This is a genomic window from Microbacterium sp. NPDC057407 (assembly GCF_042803895.1).
In the GTDB taxonomy this organism is placed as follows: Bacteria; Actinomycetota; Actinomycetes; order Actinomycetales; family Microbacteriaceae; genus Microbacterium.
In genome coordinates, this window is sequence record NZ_JBHVCA010000006.1 from 69456 (window position 1) to 85080 (window position 15625).

Here is a 15625-nt window from a genome sequence, read left to right on the forward strand (position 1 = left end):
CGGTCACGACAGCTCGGACGCCACCGTCGCCGGCACATCTCCGCGTCCCGGCACGACCACATACGCCGAGTGCTTGGCGTCGACACCATCGCCGGCGGTGCGGCCGCGCATGCGCCGCCACAGCCACGGGAGGGCGTCCCGCCGCAGCCAGGTGCCGGGGAATACGGGATCGTCGTCGGCGTGGAGGGCGGCGTCGAGGCCGCCGAGGGCCTCCGCGTCGCGCACGCCGAGGAGATCGGCCGCCCGGTAGGCGAGGAAGCGGTGACCGCGCGAGCGGAGATGCACCTTGTCGTCGGCCCACAGATCGAGGTCGCCGATCGCCGGCACAGCCTCGAGGTCGAGCAGCATCGCACCCGTCGAGGCGGCGATCCGTCGCAGCTCCGACGCGAAGCGCGCGAAGCGCCGCGCGAAGAGGAGCGCGGCCCGCCGCCGCGGCAGGAACGGCGTCACCAGCAGGACATCGGCGCCCGCGGCACGCAGCACCCGCACGGCCGACTCGAGCTCGGCGGCGAGCGCGGCGACGTCGACCCGGAGAGCGACGAGGTCGTTGGCCCCCATGAGGATCGAGACGAGGTCCGGCCGCAGGGCGACCGCCGTCGGCAGCTGGTCGGCCGTGAGGTCGCGCATGCGACGGCTGCGCACCGCGAGGTTCGCGTAGCGGAACGGCGTCGCGCCGTTGCCCTCGTGCGCGAGCAGCTGGGCGAGCCGGTCGGCCCACCCCCGGTGGACGCCGTCGGGCATGCGCGACGTGTCGCACAGCCCCTCCGTGAGCGAGTCGCCGAGCGCGACGAACCGCGTCCATCCGGGGCGGCCGGACCGCGCCGGACGCGGCGCCGACGGCCGGATGCCGGCGCGCTGCAGCAGCGCGTCGTCGATGGGCCGCAGCATCCGGGCGTCTTCGTAATGGCCGACGAGCTGTCGGCAGACGGCGTCCCACGTGCGGTCGCGCACGGAGTGGGAGGCGGCGGTCGAGAAGGCCCGGCGCTTGCCCTCGTCGCCGGCCAGATCGGCCACGCGGGCGCGCAGCTCGCGCAGGTCGCCGGGGCGGTAGAGCCACCCGTCCACGCTGGATCGCACGAGATCGACGGGGCCGCCCGTGCCCGTGGCGACCACCGGCACACCGCTCGCGAGGGCCTCCTGGATCGTCTGGCCGAAGGTCTCGCTCTCGCCGGGGTGGACGAAGACGTCGAAGCTCGCCAGCGCCGCAGCCAGGTCGTCGCCCGCCAGGTGGCCGGTGAAGACGGCGGTGGGCAGGGCGCGTTCGAGCGCCGCCCGCGAGGGGCCGTCGCCGACGATCACGAGGCGTGTGCCGGGAAGGCCGGCGAGGGCGCGGAGATCCTCGACCTGCTTCTCCGGCGCCAGGCGCCCCATGTATCCGACGATCGTCTCGCCGGGCGCGACGCGGGCCCGCCACTGCTCGTCGCGGCGGTCGGGCGAGAACTGCGCGGTGTCGACGCCTCGCCCCCACCGTCGCAGCCGGTCGACGCCCAGCTGCTCGAGCTGGCGGACGGACGCCCCTGACGGCGCGAGCGTCAGGGTCGCGCGGCGGTGCAGTCGTGCGACGTGGCGTTCGACGAGGGCTGTGGCGCGGGGCATGCCGTACTTCTCGGCGTAGGCCACCACGTCCGTCTGGTAGACGGCCACCGACGGCACGCGCAGCGCGTCGGCCGCGGCGAGCCCCTGCCACCCCAGGACGAACGGCGACGCCAGGTGCACGACGTCGGGCCGGAAGTCGCGCAGGATGCCCGTCAGCCGGGCGGCGCGGGCGAAGACGACGCGCACCTGGGGGTAGCTCGGGAGCGGAACCGAGCGCAGCAGCTCGGTGCGGGCGCCGTGCAGATCGTCGGCGACATCGCCCGCACGCGGCGCGATCACGAGCGTCTCGTGTCCGTGGGCGGCGAGGTGACGAAGGACGTGGAGCACCGATCCGGTGACCCCGTTCATGTGCGGGAGGAACGATTCCGCGAGGAGTGCGACTCTCACGGTTCCAGGGTGGGGGCCGCGCGCGGCACCGGATGCCTCGACCCGGCGGGCTTCCGCGAGAGTTCACCCGATGCACCGCGGCGCGTCACCGGACGGGTGCCGTTGGTACTCCGTTCACCGCGGACGGGTAGCAAGGTGACGTGCTCGAGGACCTGCTCTCCACGGTGGCGATGAGCCCGTGGGCGCTTTCCCTGCTGTTCGCCCTCGTGATCGCCGACGCGTTCCTGGTGGTCGTGCCGGGTGAGGCCGCGGTCACCGCGTTCGGGGCGCTGGCGGTTTCGCAGGGGGAACCGGCGCTGTGGGCGGTGGTCGCCGTCGCGGCCGTCGCCGCGGCGTGCGGCGACGCGGCCTGCTACGTCGTCGGCCGGACGATCGGCCTCGAGAGGTGGGGCTGGATGCGGCGGCCGCGGGTGCGCGCCGCGTTCGCGTGGTCGCGGACCCGCCTGGAGCGCCGCGCGGCTCTCGTGCTCTTCACCGCGCGGTTCATCCCGTTCGCCCGGCTGGCCGTCAACCTCACCGCGGGCGCCAGCCGGGTCCCGGCGCCGCGGTACCTCGCGATCGCGTCGTGCGCCGCGCTGGCGTGGGCGGCCTACCAGGCCTTCATCGGCGCGACCGTCGCCGCCCTGCTGCCGGGCGGTCCGGTGGTCGCCGTGGTGGTCTCGGTGGCGCTCGCGGTGGGGATCGGGGTCGCGATCGACGCGATCCTGGCCCGCCGTCTGCGCGGGAGGACCACGGATGGATGACCGGCGTCGCAGGCGGGCGCGAAGATGGTGCGATGGCAGCTGAGACCGGGTACGACGACCGTTTCCTGGGGATCCCCGTCCCCCTTCCCGTCCCGTTGGGGGACGCCGAGGTGAAGGTGCTCCCCTACCCGCGGTTCACGGTGGTGCTCGACCCGGATCGCGGGCTGGCCGTGTCGACGGCGGTCAACATCGACGGCGCGTCGCTTCGAGACCTGCCGCGCACCGGCGAGTGGCGCCTCGACCCGCGGGTGTCGGCCGCCGAGCAGACCGGACCGGCGGTGTACGCCGGCAACGACCTCGACCGGGGGCATCTGGTGCGGCGTCGCGACCCGGGATGGGGCACGGTCGCCGAGGCCACGGCCGCGACCGAGGCGACGTTCTTCTACACCAACGCCGCGCCGCAGGCGGGAGCGTTCAACCAGTCGAAGGAGCTGTGGCTCGGGCTCGAGGACCACGTCCTCGCGTACGCCGACTCCACCGACCAGCGGATCAGCGTGTTCACCGCGCCGGTGCTCGCGCCCGACGACCCGCTGTACCGCGGCACCCGGCTCCCCCGGCGATTCTTCAAGGTCGCCGCGTGGGCGACCGACGACGGTGCCGGTGGTCGCCTGCTGCAGTCCGCGGGCTTCGTGCTCGACCAGTCCGAGCTGATCGCCGACGCAGGACCCACGCTCGCGGTGCCGCCGCTCGGGGCCTTCCGCACCTTCCAGGCACCGGTCTCCGACATCGAGACGCTCGCGGGCGTCGACCTCGGGCCGCTCGTCGACGCGGATGTCCTGCGACGCACCGGGGTGCGCGAGGCGGACGCGTGGCATCCCCTCGCGCACCCGGGCGACATCTTCCTCGGCTGAGCGGCGGCGTCCGGGTGCCGGCTCACTCGCCGGCGAGACCGCCCAGCAGGTGGCCGAACGAGCGACCCTCGCCGAGGTAGTTGGCGGGGTCGAACGGGTCCTCGCTCTTGGCCGGCTCGCGCCGCGCAATCGCCTCGGCCAGTTCGCGCGCGCCGCGCTCGATCCGCTCGCCGAGAGGGGCGACCTGGTCGCCCGAGGCTCCCCAGTCGCTCGATGCGGCGAACACGCCGGTCGAGACCGGCTCGGAGTGGAGGTAGGTGAACAGCGGCCGGATGGCGTAGTCGATGGCCAGCGAATGACGCGCCGTGCCCGCGTTCGCACCGATCAGAACGGGCTTGCCGGTGAGCGCATCGGGGTCGAGCACGTCGATGAACGACTTGAACAGACCCGAGTAGCTCGTCGAGAAGATCGGCGTCACGGCGATGACGGCGTCCGCGGAGACGACCGCGTTGATCATCGACTCCAGGGCGGGCGGGGCGAACCCGGTGAGGAGGTTGTTCGTCACGTCATGCGCGTAGTCGCGCAGTTCGAAGACGTCCACCTCGACCTCGATGCCCCGCTCCGCCAGGTGCCGTGCGGTCGCCCCGGAGAGGCGATCGGCCAGCATCCGCGTGGAGGAGGGGTTCGACAGGCCCGCCGAGAGCACCGCGATGCGTCGCGTGGCCATGTCAGGCTCCCATTCGGGTCGCGGCGGCGCCGAAGGCGGAGCCGGCCGGGGCGGGCGCGTCCTGGTACGGCGAGCCCGCCGTCAGGTTGTCGCCGCGGTTCGCGCCGGGGACGGCCTGGCGGGGGGCCTGGTCGCCGTAGGTCGCGGCGACGAGGTTCGCGTGGGTCGGGGCATCCGGAACCTCGGCGGGGCGGTCCTTCTGCAGCTCGCGCCGCAGCACCGGAACGACCTCGCCACCCAGGATGTCGAGCTGCTGGAGCACCGTCTTCAGCGGCAGACCCGCGTGGTCGATGAGGAACAGCTGGCGCTGGTAGTCGCCGTAGGTCTCGCGCATGGACGCGTAGCGGTCGATGATCTGCTGGGGCGAGCCGACCGTCAGGGGCGTCATCTCGCTGAAGTCCTCGAGCGAGGGTCCGTGACCGTAGACCGGCGCGTTGTCGAAGTACGGCCGGAACTCCCGGACCGCGTCCTGCGAGTTCTTGGCCATGAAGACCTGGCCGCCCAGACCCACGATCGCCTGTTCGGGAGTGCCGTGCCCGTAGTGGGCGAAGCGCTGCCGGTACAGCGTGATGAGCCGCTGGTAGTGCTCCTTCGGCCAGAAGATGTTGTTGGCGAAGAATCCGTCTCCGTAGTAGGCGGCCTGCTCGGCGATCTCGGGCGTGCGGATCGATCCGTGCCACACGAACGGCGGCACACCGTCGAGGGGACGCGGCGTGGAGGTGAATCCCTGCAGCGGTGTGCGGAACTGGCCCTCCCAGTCGACGACGTCCTCACGCCAGAGGCGGTGAAGGAGGTTGTAGTTCTCGATGGCCAGCGCGAGGCCCTGGCGGATGTCCTTGCCGAACCACGGATACACCGGGCCGGTGTTGCCGCGGCCGAGGATCAGGTCGGCGCGACCGCCGGACACGTGCTGGAGCATCGCGTAGTCCTCGGCGATCTTCACCGGGTCGTTGGTGGTGATCAGCGTGGTCGCGGTCGACAGCACGAGTCGCTCGGTCTGGGCGGCGATGTACGCCAGGGTGGTCGTGGGCGACGACGACCAGAACGGCGGGTTGTGGTGCTCGCCGAGGGCGAAGACGTCGAGTCCCACCTCCTCGGCGTGCTTGGCCACGGTGATGGTGTTGCGGATCTTCTCCGCCTCACTGGGCGTGGTGCCGTTCGTCGGATCCTCGGTGATGTCGCTCACCGTGAAGATGCCGAACTGCATTCCGGACCACGTGGTGCTGTCGCTCACGATCGCTCTCCCGCTTCTGCGTCAGGGCGGGTTCTCCGCTCGAGACGAATCTATGCAAATGAATGTATCTCGTGCAACGCGTGCAGTCCCAGGTTATTCCCGAGCCGGCGACGACGGCCGCTTTCGCCGGCGCCGGCGCCTCACGGCACTACTCTGGTGACGGCCGGCGAGGAGGATCGATGACCGACAGCGGGAATCCGCCCCCGGCGGCGACCGGCCAGGTCGCTCGCCCCCGACGACGGGTGCCCTTCTGGGACAACGCCCGATTCGCCTGCATCGTCCTGGTCGTGCTCGGCCATGCGGTGCAGCGGCTCACCTACGACTCCGACATCGCGCTCGGGCTGTACTTGCTCATCTACGCGTTCCACATGCCCGCGTTCGCGGTGATCTCGGGCTACTTCTCGAAGTCCGACGCGCCGACACGACGGCAGATGGCGCGCATCATCACCGACATCCTCGTTCCCTACGTCATCTTCGAGGGGCTGTGGACCCTCTTGAAGTGGGTGGTCGAAGGCCGCGCCAATCCGAACCTGACCGAGCCCTCGTGGACGCTCTGGTTCCTCCTCGCACTGGGCATCTTCCGGCTGGTGCTGCCGTACCTCGCGCTGCTGCGGTGGCCGCTGCTGTGGACCGTACTGATCTCGATCGGCGCCGGGTACCTCCCCAACATCGACTCGACGTTCTCCCTGTCGCGCACGCTCGGCCTGCTGCCCTTCTTCACGCTCGGCTGGTGGCTGCGCGAGCACGACGTCGTCGAGCGGTGGGGCCTGCTCCGGCAGCGCCCGTGGTGGGCGCTCGCCGGGGGCATCGGCATCTTCGCCGCCGCCGCGTGGGCCGCCTGGTTCTTCGTCGACGACTGGCGGGCGATGAATCTGCGGGAATGGCTGTTCTACGACGACAACTACGCCGCCATCGGCGGCACCCAGTGGTGGGCGGGCGGCGTCCGCCTGGCGCTGATGCTGGTCGCCGTCGTCCTGAGCACGGCGTTCTTCGCACTCCTCCCACGGCGCACCCACTTCTGGACGCAGTTCGGGCAGTACACGATGTACGTCTACCTGCTGCACTCGTTCGTGCTCTACCCGTTCCGGGAGTCCGGCGTGCTGCGCGACCTCGACCCGACCTGGCTGTGGCTGCCCCTCGTGGTCGTCGCGTCGGTGCTCATCGCCCTGGGACTCGCGACGAAGCCGGTGCGGCGCGTGTTCCGGCCGCTCATCGAGCCCCGCCCGGGGTGGCTGTTCGCCGACCGGTCGCTCGCCGCGAGCGAAGGACGCCGCAACGACCCCACCGGCTCCCGGCGCCCGCGTGAACCGGCGGCGCCACGTCGCGCGCACGCCGACCCGCGGCAGAACGGCTGAGGTCGAGGGTAACCCTCGGTAACAGACGAGCGGATGCCGCGGCATCCGCTTACTCTCGCTCCATGACCGACCTGAACCTGCCGATCCTCGATCTCTCCCAGCTCGACGAGGGTCCCGAAGCCGCCGCCCGGTTCCGGGAAGAGCTGCGGACGGCGACCCACGATGTGGGGTTCTTCTACCTCACGGGCACCGGCGTCACCCCCGAGCTGGAGTCCCGGCTGCACCGGGCGGCCCGCGACTTCTTCGCGCTGCCGGAGGCCGACAAGCTGGCGATCGAGAACGTCAACAGCCCGCACTTCCGCGGGTACACCCGCATCGGCGGCGAGCGCACGCAGGGCAAGGTCGACTGGCGCGAGCAGATCGACATCGGCCCGGAGCGCGAGGCCGTGACCGATCCCGCTGCCGCCGACTTCTTCCGGCTGGTGGGACCGAACCTGTGGCCGCAGGCGCAGCCCGAGCTGCAGGACGTCGTGTCGGAGTGGCACGACCACCTGTCGGGCGTGGCGCGCAAGCTGCTGCGGGCATGGGCGCTGTCGCTCGGAGCGCCCGAGAACTACTTCGACGAGCACTTCGGCGAGCCCTCCACGCTCATCAAGATCGTGCGCTACCCCGGCAAGGAGGACCCGACCCCGCAGCAGGGCGTCGGCGCCCACAAGGACTCCGGCGTGCTCACGCTGCTGTGGGTGGAGCCGGGCAAGGGCGGCCTCCAGGTCGAGCGCATCGACCCGGTCACCGGCGAGTCGCACTGGGTCGACGCTCCCCCGGTGCCGGGCGCCTTCGTCGTCAACATCGGCGAGCTGCTCGAGTACGCCACGCAGGGTTACCTCATCGCGACGAACCACCGGGTGATCTCGCCTCGCTACCCCGACGACCGCATCTCGGTGCCGTTCTTCTTCAACCCGGCGCTCGACAAGCGGCTGCCGCTCATCGAACTGCCGCCCGAGCTCGCCGCCCAGGCACGCGGGGTCACGCAGGATCCCGCCAACCCGATCCACGCCCTCTACGGCGAGAACGCGCTCAAGTCGCGCCTTCGCGCGCACCCGGACGTGGCGGCGATCCACCACGCCGACCTTGTGGAGGCGCGGGCCGCGAGCGCGCAGTAGCCGCGCCCCGACGGCATCAGGCGATCCGGCCGACGCAGGACGATCCTCCGCAGAACGTCCTGCGTCGGCGGAATGGCCTGTCCCGGTGCACGGCGACGGGCACGCATCGACCGCCGCCCGGAAATGACGAAGGCCTCCCCACACCGTGGGGAGGCCTTCCAAGAATGTTTTGCGCGATTGAACGCTGGGTGCGATGCCCGATCGACCCTGCGCCGCTCAGCGGCGCAGACCGCATCTCGATACGCGCCCTCGGGCGCTACTCGATGACCAGGCTTGGTCGTCGCCTAGCGGCGAAGACCAAGTCGCTCGATGAGCGAGCGGTAACGGTTGATGTCGATGTCCTGGAGGTAGCCCAGGAGACGGCGGCGCTGACCGACGAGCAGGAACAGACCACGACGCGAGTGGTGGTCGTGCTTGTGCTCCTTCAGGTGCTCCGTGAGGTCCTTGATGCGCTGCGTCAGCATCGCGACCTGCACCTCGGGGGATCCGGTGTCACCGGGGTGCGTCGCGTACTCTTCGATGATCGCCTTCTTGACGTCTGCTTCCAGTGCCATAAAGTGATCCCCTTTCTCGTCGTTGCGCGGTGCCCGACGCCGGATGCGTGAGCTCTCTTTCTCCGCGGCCGATCTAACGGCAACCTCAAGAGTCTACCAGCCGGATCGGCCCGCGCGGAACGGCCCGAACCTCGGCACCCGCGCCCCGGGTTAGCCTCGTGGGATGCCCCGCTTGCGTCGCGACCACTTCATCGACCTGCGGCCCTTCACCACCAGTCCCGCCTTCGCCCGCATGTGGATCGGGTCGACCCTGGCCGGGCTCGGCGGTCAGCTGACCATCGTCGCCATCATGCTGCACATGTACGAGCTCACCGGCTCCACCTTCGCCGTGGCGATGATCGCCGTCGCGGGGCTGGTTCCGATGATCGTGGCCGGTCTCTACGGCGGCATGCTCGCCGACGCCTTCGACCGGCGCACCGTCGCGCTGATCGCCGCCGCGGTGACCTTCGCGTCGACCGTGGTGCTCGCCGTGCTCGCCTGGAGCGAGCTCGAGACCGTGTGGTGGCTCTACGCGCTCAGCATCGTCAACTCGTCGGCGAACTCGATCGTGATGGCGGCGCGGCAGGCGATCGTGCCCCGGCTGCTCCCGCGCGAGCTGCTGCCCGCGGCATCCGCTCTCGGCGGCATCACCGTCGGGATCATGGTCATGGCGGGTCCCGCACTGGCGGGCGTGCTGGTCGCGCTCGTGGGATACGCCTGGACGTACACGCTCGACGTGGTGCTGATGACCTCGCTGTTCCTCGGCCTGTGGACCCTCCCCCGGCTGCTGCCCGAGGGAGAGCTGGTTCGTCCCGGGCTGGAGTCGCTCAAGGACGGCGCCCGGTTCCTGCGGCGCGCGCCGAACATCCGGCTGCAGTTCGTGCTCGACATCATCGCGATGACTTTCGGCCAGCCCCTGGCGCTCTTCCCGGCCATCGGCGCCGTGCTGCTCGGCGGCGGACCGATCACGACCGGCATCCTGACGGCGTCGGTCGCCGCCGGTGCCTTCCTGTCCAGCCTCTTCTCCGGTCCCGTGGGCCGGGTGCGGCACCACGGCCTGGGCATCGAGCGGGCGATCCTCGTCTACGGCGGCGCCATCGCGGCGCTCGGCGCCGTGCTCGGTGCGGCGGCCCTCGGGTGGTTCTCCCCGGGGATGGTCGGCGAGACGTCGCCCAACCTCGTGCTGATCTCGCTGGCGTGCCTGACCCTGGCGATCGCGGGCGCCGCCGACAACGTCAGCTCGATCTTCCGCAGCACGATGGTGCAGGCCGCCGTGCCCGACGCGATCCGCGGAAGGCTCCAGGGCATCTTCATCGTCGTGGTGGCCGGCGGCCCCCGCCTGGGCGCGCTCTACGCGGGAACCCTCGCGACGATCACGTCGCTGTGGTTCCCGCCGCTGCTCGGCGGATTCGTGATCCTCGCGCTGGTCGGCCTGCTCGTGCGCGCGAGCCCGAGGTTCCGGGCGTACGACGCCGAGCACCCCGAACCGTAGCAGGACGGCCGCGCATCGGCGGATTTCGGACGTCGCATCCGGTGCCGGTCGTCGGGGTCGGCGGTCGGGCGTAGAGTCGCCGGGTGTCCACCGCTCGCACCCGCACCACCGCGACCGCAGTCGCCTCGAACGCCGAGGCGGCACCCGCCGAGCGCGCGTCCGGCTCGGCGTGGGTCACCACCCAGTTCGTCCTGGCAGGCGTCGTGTGGGGCGCGAGCTTCCTCTTCATGAAGGTCGCGCTCGAGGGCATCTCCCCCGCCCAGGTGGCGTGGACGCGGATCATCCTCGGCGCCCTGACGCTCGGCGCGCTCGTGCTGCTCCGCCGCGAGAAGATGTCGCGGAGCCTCGTCGTGTGGGCCCACCTGACGGTGCTGGGCCTCACTTTCTGCGTGATCCCGTTCCTGCTGTTCTCCTGGGCGCAGCAGCACGTCACGTCGGGCGTCGCCAGCATCTTCAACGCCACCACTCCGATCATGACCGCGATCATGGCGTGGCTGGTGTTCCGGGTCGAGAAGCTCCGGCTGCTGCAGATCCTCGGCATCGGCGTGGGAGTGCTCGGCGTGGTCGTCATCATGGCGCCGTGGCAGGGCCTGGCGTTCGACGGCAGCCTCGTCGCCGAACTCGCGATCCTCGGCGCGACGGCGAGCTACGGGTTCAGCCTGGCCTACATGCGAAGATTCGTGTCGAACACGGGGATGTCGGCGCTGGCGTTCACCTTCGGCTACATCGCCATGGCGGGGGTCGTGATGGCCCTGCTGACGCCCTTCCTCGTGCTCACGCCGGTGCGGCTCGACGCGGGGATCGTCGTCAGTCTCCTCCTGCTGGGATGCCTCGGCACGGGGTTCGCGTACGTGTGGAGCCAGAACTCCGTGCGCGCGTGGGGTCCGACCCGCGCGTCGACCGTCACGTACATCACGCCCGTCGTCGGCGTCGTGCTCGGCATCCTGATCCTCGGCGAGACGGTGTCGTGGAACGAGCCGGTGGGCGCACTGGTCGTGTTCCTCGGCATCCTGCTCGCGCAGGACCGTGTGCGCATCGGGCGCCGGAACGACGAAGGGACGGATGCCGCAGCATCCGTCCCCCGTCAGCGCTGAGGTTCGCCGATCTCAGTCCTGCTGCAGCGCGCCCTGCAGCTCGAGCGTGATCGTGATGTCCTTGCCGACGAGCACCCCGCCGGTCTCGAGCGCGGCGTTCCACGTGAGCCCGAAGTCCTCGCGGTTGACGACCGTCTTGGCGGTCGCGCCGGCCTTGTAGTTGCCCCACGGGTCGGTGCCGAAGCCGCCGAACTCGAAGTCGAAGGTCACCGGCTTGGTGACGCCGCGGATCGTGAGGTCGCCGTCGACGAGGAAGTCGCCGTCCTCGATGCGGGTCCGGGTCGAGCGGAACTCCATGGTCGGGTGGTTCTCGACGTCGAAGAAGTCCGCCGAGCGCAGGTGGTTGTCGCGGCCCTCGTCGTTGGTGTCGACCGAGGCGACGTCGACGCTGGCCTCGACCTTCGCGTCGAGCGGGTTCTCCGGCGCGACGAGGGTGGCGCTCTTCATGCCGAAGGTGCCGCGCACCTTCGAGATCATCATGTGGCGCACGCTGAAGGTCACCTCGCTGTGCGAGGGGTCGAGCACCCAGGTGCCCGTCTTGTAGCCGGGAACGTCGATCGTCGTGGAGTCGGTCATGGTCTTCCTTCGTGTCGGGGTAGCCGCCGAGGGCGGCGGGCATACCGACCCCAACAGGGGGTCGGGTCAACTCTATTCCCGTGAATGGAAAATTCTTCGCGCCGGAATGACGAGGGGCGGATGCCGCAGCATCCGCCCCTGTCAGGAAATCCGGTGCGGCTCAGCCGACCGCGATGAGGTCGATGATGAAGACGAGCGTCTTCCCGCCGAGGAAGTGACCGCCAGCCGGTCCGTACGCCAGGTGCGGCGGGATGACCAGCTCGCGGCGGCCGCCGACCTTCATGCCGGGGATGCCGTCCTGCCACCCCTGGATGAGCCCGCGAAGGGGGAACTGAATGCTCTCGCCCCGGTTCCACGACGAGTCGAACTCCTCGCCGGACTCGTACTCGACACCGGCGTAGTGGACGGTCACGGTGTCGCCGGGCTTGGCCTCGGCTCCGTCGCCCACGATGATGTCGCGGATGACGAGCTCAGTGGGCGCGGGCCCTTCGGGCGCGTCGAACTCGGGCTTGGTGCGGTCGTCTGTCATGGTTCCATCCAACCCGAGGGCTCCCGCCGGGTCAACGCGGGGGTCTTGACATGCTCGCGAGGCCCCCGGCATCCTGGGGAACGGACCAACTCAGCGCTCGGTAGTCACGCAGGCATCGCCGCGGCACCGGGCGCTGAGTCTTGCTACGGACGAACTCAATGCGCGGAGCGCGTTGAGTCCGTCGCGTAGCAAGATCGAGTGCGCCGCGCAGCGGCGTGTATCGAGATCTCGCCCCTCCGCCTCCCTCCCCCGGGCGATACGCGCGGGATGGGGCGCGGAACCGGCGCGACACCCCGCATGCGCGGGCGCGGCGCGCATAACCCGCGCCCCAGACACGGTCTACGGCGCGAACAGCGCGGCGCGAGCGGCGACGGTGCGCTGCAGGAGCACGCCCTCGTCTTCGGCGGCGTGCGGGTCGCGGCCGGTGATCGCTCGCTGGCGCGCCGCGGCGAGGGCCGTGGCATCCGTGATGAATCCCTTCATCAGGGCCGTCCGGTCGCCCCGCAGCGTGCTCGCCCAGGCGAGGCCCGCCTTGCGGCCGGCGGGGGTCGCGAGCATGTCGACCTCCTGCGCCGTGAACCATCCCGCGTCGGCGTAGTCGCCGAGCCGGCGTCGGGTCAGTCGCGACTCCTCCCGGCGGAGGGCGAGGATCCCGAGGATGAACCCCACGAAGAGCGGCACCTGGAGGGTGAGGTACAGCTGCCAGAAATCACCCAGCACCGCGGAGGCGTTCCAGATCGCGTGCAGGATGGTGGCCCCCATCATCCCGACGATCCACGGGCCGACGGCGGCACCCGCCCGCGCCCCGCGTCGCGCGGCCAGCCCGAGCGCGAAGCCGGTGACGCTGGTGAACATGACGTGTGCGAAGGGCGAGAGGATGCCGCGCATGAAGAACGTGGTCGTGGTGTCGGCCGCGCCGCCCTCGATGAAGCTGATCGCGAAGTACTGGATGTTCTCGGTGAACGCGAAACCCGCGCCGATGAGCGCGCCGTAGACGATGCCGTCGACCGGCCCGTCGAACGCGCGGCGCGCCGTCGCGAAGATGATGAAGACACCCAGCCCCTTGCCGAACTCCTCGACGATCGGCGCCTGGATGATCGCCGACACCGCGTCGCCCGCGGGGGACGACGCCGTCCCGAGGACCATCGTCAAAAGCAGATCCACGCCGAGGGCGATGCCGACGGCCGCGATGGCTCCCCACGCCACCGCGAAGACGACGAGGTTGCGCGGCTCGGGCTCCCACCGGTCGATGATGCGCACCGAGATGAGCACGGCGGTGAGCGGCACGAGCGCCAGCACCATGCCGATGAGGGATGCCGCGGGCCCGAGGGCCTGGAGGAAGTAGCCGATCAGCGCCACGAGCACCAGCACGAGGATGCCGGCGATCCAGATCGGCGCCGTGCGACCGCGACGCGGCGGCACCGGCATCGCCGGCGGCGACGTGGACGCGGCGGGGATGATCGCCGGAGACGCGATCCGCGGCTGCGCGAGCGCCGAGGGGAAGGGCGGCGGAGTCAGCGACGGGCGGGAGCGGTCATCCCCCAGGTTCGACGTCATGCGCACAGCCTAAGCGTGCGGAGCGCGACCGCCGCCGGCAACGGTGACGGGTAGGTTGGAGGAATGCGTTTCGCCCATGTGATCCGGCCTGGGTCGGACGACCCTCGACTGGTGCTCGTGGACGACGGGGACGCGATCTTCGTCGAGGACCTCTTCGAGGGGGCGCCGCGCTTCCTCGAAGACCTCATCTCCGGTGGCGACGTGCTCCTCGAGAAGGTCGCCGACGCAGCCGACCGCGGGACGCGGCATCCGCTCGGCGAAACCCGATTCGCGTCTGCCCTGCTCACTCCGCCCCTCATCCTCGCCATCGGACTGAACTACGCCGCTCACTCGAGCGAACTGGGACTCAAGACCGACTCCACGCCGACGGTGTTCGCGCTCTGGCCGAACTCGCTCAGCGGCCACGACGCGACCACCGTGTGGCCGCGCTCACTGAGCGAGTCGGTCGACTACGAGGCCGAGCTGGGTGTGATCATCGGCCGGGCGGCGAAGGACGTCCGCCCCGAGGAGGCACTCGATCACGTGTGGGGCTACACGGTGGTCAACGACATCACGGCCCGCGACATCCAGTACTCCGAGGCGCAGTGGTCGCGATGCAAGTCATTCGACGGCTTCACTCCCACGGGGCCGTTCGTCGTCACCGCCGACGAGGTTCCCGACCCGCAGGATCTCCACATCTGGACCGTTCTCGACGGAAGGACGATGCAGGACGCCTCGACCGCCCAGATGGTGCGACCGGTGGCCACGCTGATCTCGCACCTGTCGCAGTCGGTCACCCTGATGCCCGCGACTCTCATCTCGACGGGCTCGCCCGGTGGCGCCGGCTACTCCCGCGACCCGCAGGTCTTCCTGCGCGACCGCTCCACCGTGACCGTAGGGATCGACGGCATCGGCGAGCTGACCACGCACTGTCGCATCACCGGCTGACTCCCGCGGCGCCGCCCGCGTCGAGCGGCACCGCGGCAGCGTGTTACGGGCAGCCCGACAGCGTGATCGTGGTGCCGCCGATCTCGTGGACCCCGTTGCCGTACTCCGAGCACAGCCGCAGGAACTCCGCGGTGGCCGCCGGAACGATCACGGCGAACACGATGATCAGCACGATGATGCCGATCACGATCAGCACCGAGCTGATGATGATGGCGGCGAGGGCCCAGCCGTTCTTCTGTCCCGCCTTGCGGCTCTGCACGAGCGCCACGATGCCGAGGATGAGCGCGATCAGCTGCACGAAGAACGACAGGATGAAGGCGACGATGCCCAGGGTGCGGCCGGGCACGGCGGTATCGGCCGGCGGCCCGTAGGCGGGCGGCGGGGCGGCCGGGTACTGCGGCTGGCCGTACCCCGGCGGCGGGCTCTGCGGCTGGCCGTACGCGGGCGGCGGAGTCTGCGGCTGACCGTACGCGGGCGGGGCGGGCGGCACGTTCGAGGCAGGCGGATCGGCGGGGTTCTGCGGGTCGCTCATGTCGTTCCTTCCGTGAGGATCTCGCAAACGACGGTATCGGCGCACGGCACGCGGGGCAATGACACACGACGAAGCCCCCTCGCTGCGGTCTGCGGCGAGGGGGCTCGGGTCGGACGTCAGCTGCTGATGCTCGCCGCGGTGGCGAAGAACACCGCGAACAGGATGCCGCCCAGGATGCCGAGGATCAGGAAGATCCAGCCCAGGATGATCGCGATCTTGGCCGGGGTGTTCTCGAAGCCGGCCTTGCGGCTCTGCGAGCGGGCGACGTAGCCGAGGATCAGGCCGAGCAGCGAGATGAAGAACACCGCGACGAGCGCGACGATGCCGAGCACCTTGCCCGGGTCTTCCGTCGGCGCGGCGCTGTACGTCGGCGGGGCGGAGGCGTACTGCGGCGGAACGCTCGTGTTCTGCGGGTCGGTCATGGAGTATTTCCTCTCAGGTGGACTTTG

The 15625-nt window shown here is 70.7% G+C and carries 16 protein-coding genes; 7 read left to right on the top strand and 9 right to left on the bottom strand.

Annotation, left to right across the window (positions count from 1 at the left end; all coding sequences use genetic code 11):
• Window positions 1-3: 3 nt before the first annotated feature.
• Complete coding sequence (locus ACFUTX_RS14700; protein ID WP_378866200.1) at window positions 4-1983, bottom strand: glycosyltransferase; 1980 nt, start codon at window positions 1981-1983, stop codon at window positions 4-6.
• Window positions 1984-2123: 140 nt separating this feature from the next.
• On the opposite strand from ACFUTX_RS14700, the gene ACFUTX_RS14705 reads away from it, so the two are divergent.
• Both ACFUTX_RS14705 and ACFUTX_RS14710 read left to right on the top strand, forming a co-directional pair.
• On the top strand, window positions 2124-2726 hold the full coding sequence (locus ACFUTX_RS14705) for a DedA family protein (RefSeq protein ID WP_378866203.1): 603 nt from the start codon (window positions 2124-2126) through the stop codon (window positions 2724-2726).
• 32 nt (window positions 2727-2758) lie between these two features.
• The gene (locus tag ACFUTX_RS14710) at window positions 2759-3577 is read left to right on the top strand and encodes a DNA/RNA non-specific endonuclease (protein WP_378866206.1); all 819 of its coding nucleotides are present in this window, start codon (window positions 2759-2761) and stop codon (window positions 3575-3577) included.
• A 22-nt stretch (window positions 3578-3599) separates the two neighbouring features.
• Here ACFUTX_RS14710 and ACFUTX_RS14715 read toward each other — a convergent pair whose 3' ends face one another.
• Window positions 3600-4244: an FMN reductase gene (locus ACFUTX_RS14715; protein ID WP_378866209.1), complete on the bottom strand. Its 645-nt coding sequence runs from the start codon at window positions 4242-4244 to the stop codon at window positions 3600-3602.
• 1 nt (window position 4245) lies between these two features.
• Window positions 4246-5451: an LLM class flavin-dependent oxidoreductase gene (locus ACFUTX_RS14720; protein ID WP_378866459.1), complete on the bottom strand. Its 1206-nt coding sequence runs from the start codon at window positions 5449-5451 to the stop codon at window positions 4246-4248.
• Window positions 5452-5657: 206 nt separating this feature from the next.
• Here ACFUTX_RS14720 and ACFUTX_RS14725 point away from each other — a divergent pair, with 206 nt between their 5' ends.
• The gene (locus ACFUTX_RS14725) at window positions 5658-6833 is read left to right on the top strand and encodes an acyltransferase family protein (RefSeq protein ID WP_378866211.1); all 1176 of its coding nucleotides are present in this window, start codon (window positions 5658-5660) and stop codon (window positions 6831-6833) included.
• Window positions 6834-6895: 62 nt separating this feature from the next.
• The gene (locus ACFUTX_RS14730) at window positions 6896-7936 is read left to right on the top strand and encodes an isopenicillin N synthase family dioxygenase (protein ID WP_378866214.1); all 1041 of its coding nucleotides are present in this window, start codon (window positions 6896-6898) and stop codon (window positions 7934-7936) included.
• A gap of 284 nt (window positions 7937-8220) precedes the next feature.
• Here ACFUTX_RS14730 and rpsO read toward each other — a convergent pair whose 3' ends face one another.
• Window positions 8221-8490, bottom strand: a complete 270-nt coding sequence (gene rpsO / locus ACFUTX_RS14735; protein WP_005048780.1) for a 30S ribosomal protein S15 — start codon at window positions 8488-8490, stop codon at window positions 8221-8223.
• 163 nt (window positions 8491-8653) lie between these two features.
• Here rpsO and ACFUTX_RS14740 point away from each other — a divergent pair, with 163 nt between their 5' ends.
• Together ACFUTX_RS14740 and ACFUTX_RS14745 are read left to right on the top strand one after the other, a co-directional pair.
• Window positions 8654-9961 (top strand): MFS transporter, encoded by a 1308-nt coding sequence (locus tag ACFUTX_RS14740; RefSeq protein WP_378866217.1) that lies wholly within the window; start codon window positions 8654-8656, stop codon window positions 9959-9961.
• An 83-nt stretch (window positions 9962-10044) separates the two neighbouring features.
• Window positions 10045-11055, top strand: a complete 1011-nt coding sequence (locus tag ACFUTX_RS14745; protein ID WP_378866220.1) for a DMT family transporter — start codon at window positions 10045-10047, stop codon at window positions 11053-11055.
• 12 nt (window positions 11056-11067) lie between these two features.
• Here the strand turns inward: ACFUTX_RS14745 and ACFUTX_RS14750 are convergent, their stop codons facing one another.
• The 3 genes from ACFUTX_RS14750 to ACFUTX_RS14760 form a co-directional block, all read right to left on the bottom strand.
• Entirely contained in the window at window positions 11068-11631 is a 564-nt protein-coding gene (locus ACFUTX_RS14750; protein ID WP_378866223.1) for a YceI family protein, read from the bottom strand.
• Between the two features lie 160 nt (window positions 11632-11791).
• Complete coding sequence (locus ACFUTX_RS14755) at window positions 11792-12160, bottom strand: FKBP-type peptidyl-prolyl cis-trans isomerase (protein WP_378866226.1); 369 nt, start codon at window positions 12158-12160, stop codon at window positions 11792-11794.
• Between the two features lie 339 nt (window positions 12161-12499).
• Window positions 12500-13717 (bottom strand): PrsW family glutamic-type intramembrane protease, encoded by a 1218-nt coding sequence (locus ACFUTX_RS14760; protein WP_378866229.1) that lies wholly within the window; start codon window positions 13715-13717, stop codon window positions 12500-12502.
• Window positions 13718-13780: 63 nt separating this feature from the next.
• On the opposite strand from ACFUTX_RS14760, the gene ACFUTX_RS14765 reads away from it, so the two are divergent.
• A complete protein-coding gene (locus tag ACFUTX_RS14765; protein WP_378866232.1) occupies window positions 13781-14644 on the top strand; it encodes a fumarylacetoacetate hydrolase family protein in 864 nt (287 codons plus the stop codon).
• Between the two features lie 43 nt (window positions 14645-14687).
• Here the strand turns inward: ACFUTX_RS14765 and ACFUTX_RS14770 are convergent, their stop codons facing one another.
• Both ACFUTX_RS14770 and ACFUTX_RS14775 read right to left on the bottom strand, forming a co-directional pair.
• A complete protein-coding gene (locus tag ACFUTX_RS14770; protein ID WP_378866235.1) occupies window positions 14688-15176 on the bottom strand; it encodes a DUF4190 domain-containing protein in 489 nt (162 codons plus the stop codon).
• A 116-nt stretch (window positions 15177-15292) separates the two neighbouring features.
• Entirely contained in the window at window positions 15293-15598 is a 306-nt protein-coding gene (locus ACFUTX_RS14775; RefSeq protein ID WP_378866238.1) for a DUF4190 domain-containing protein, read from the bottom strand.
• Between the last annotated feature and the right edge of the window lie 27 nt (window positions 15599-15625).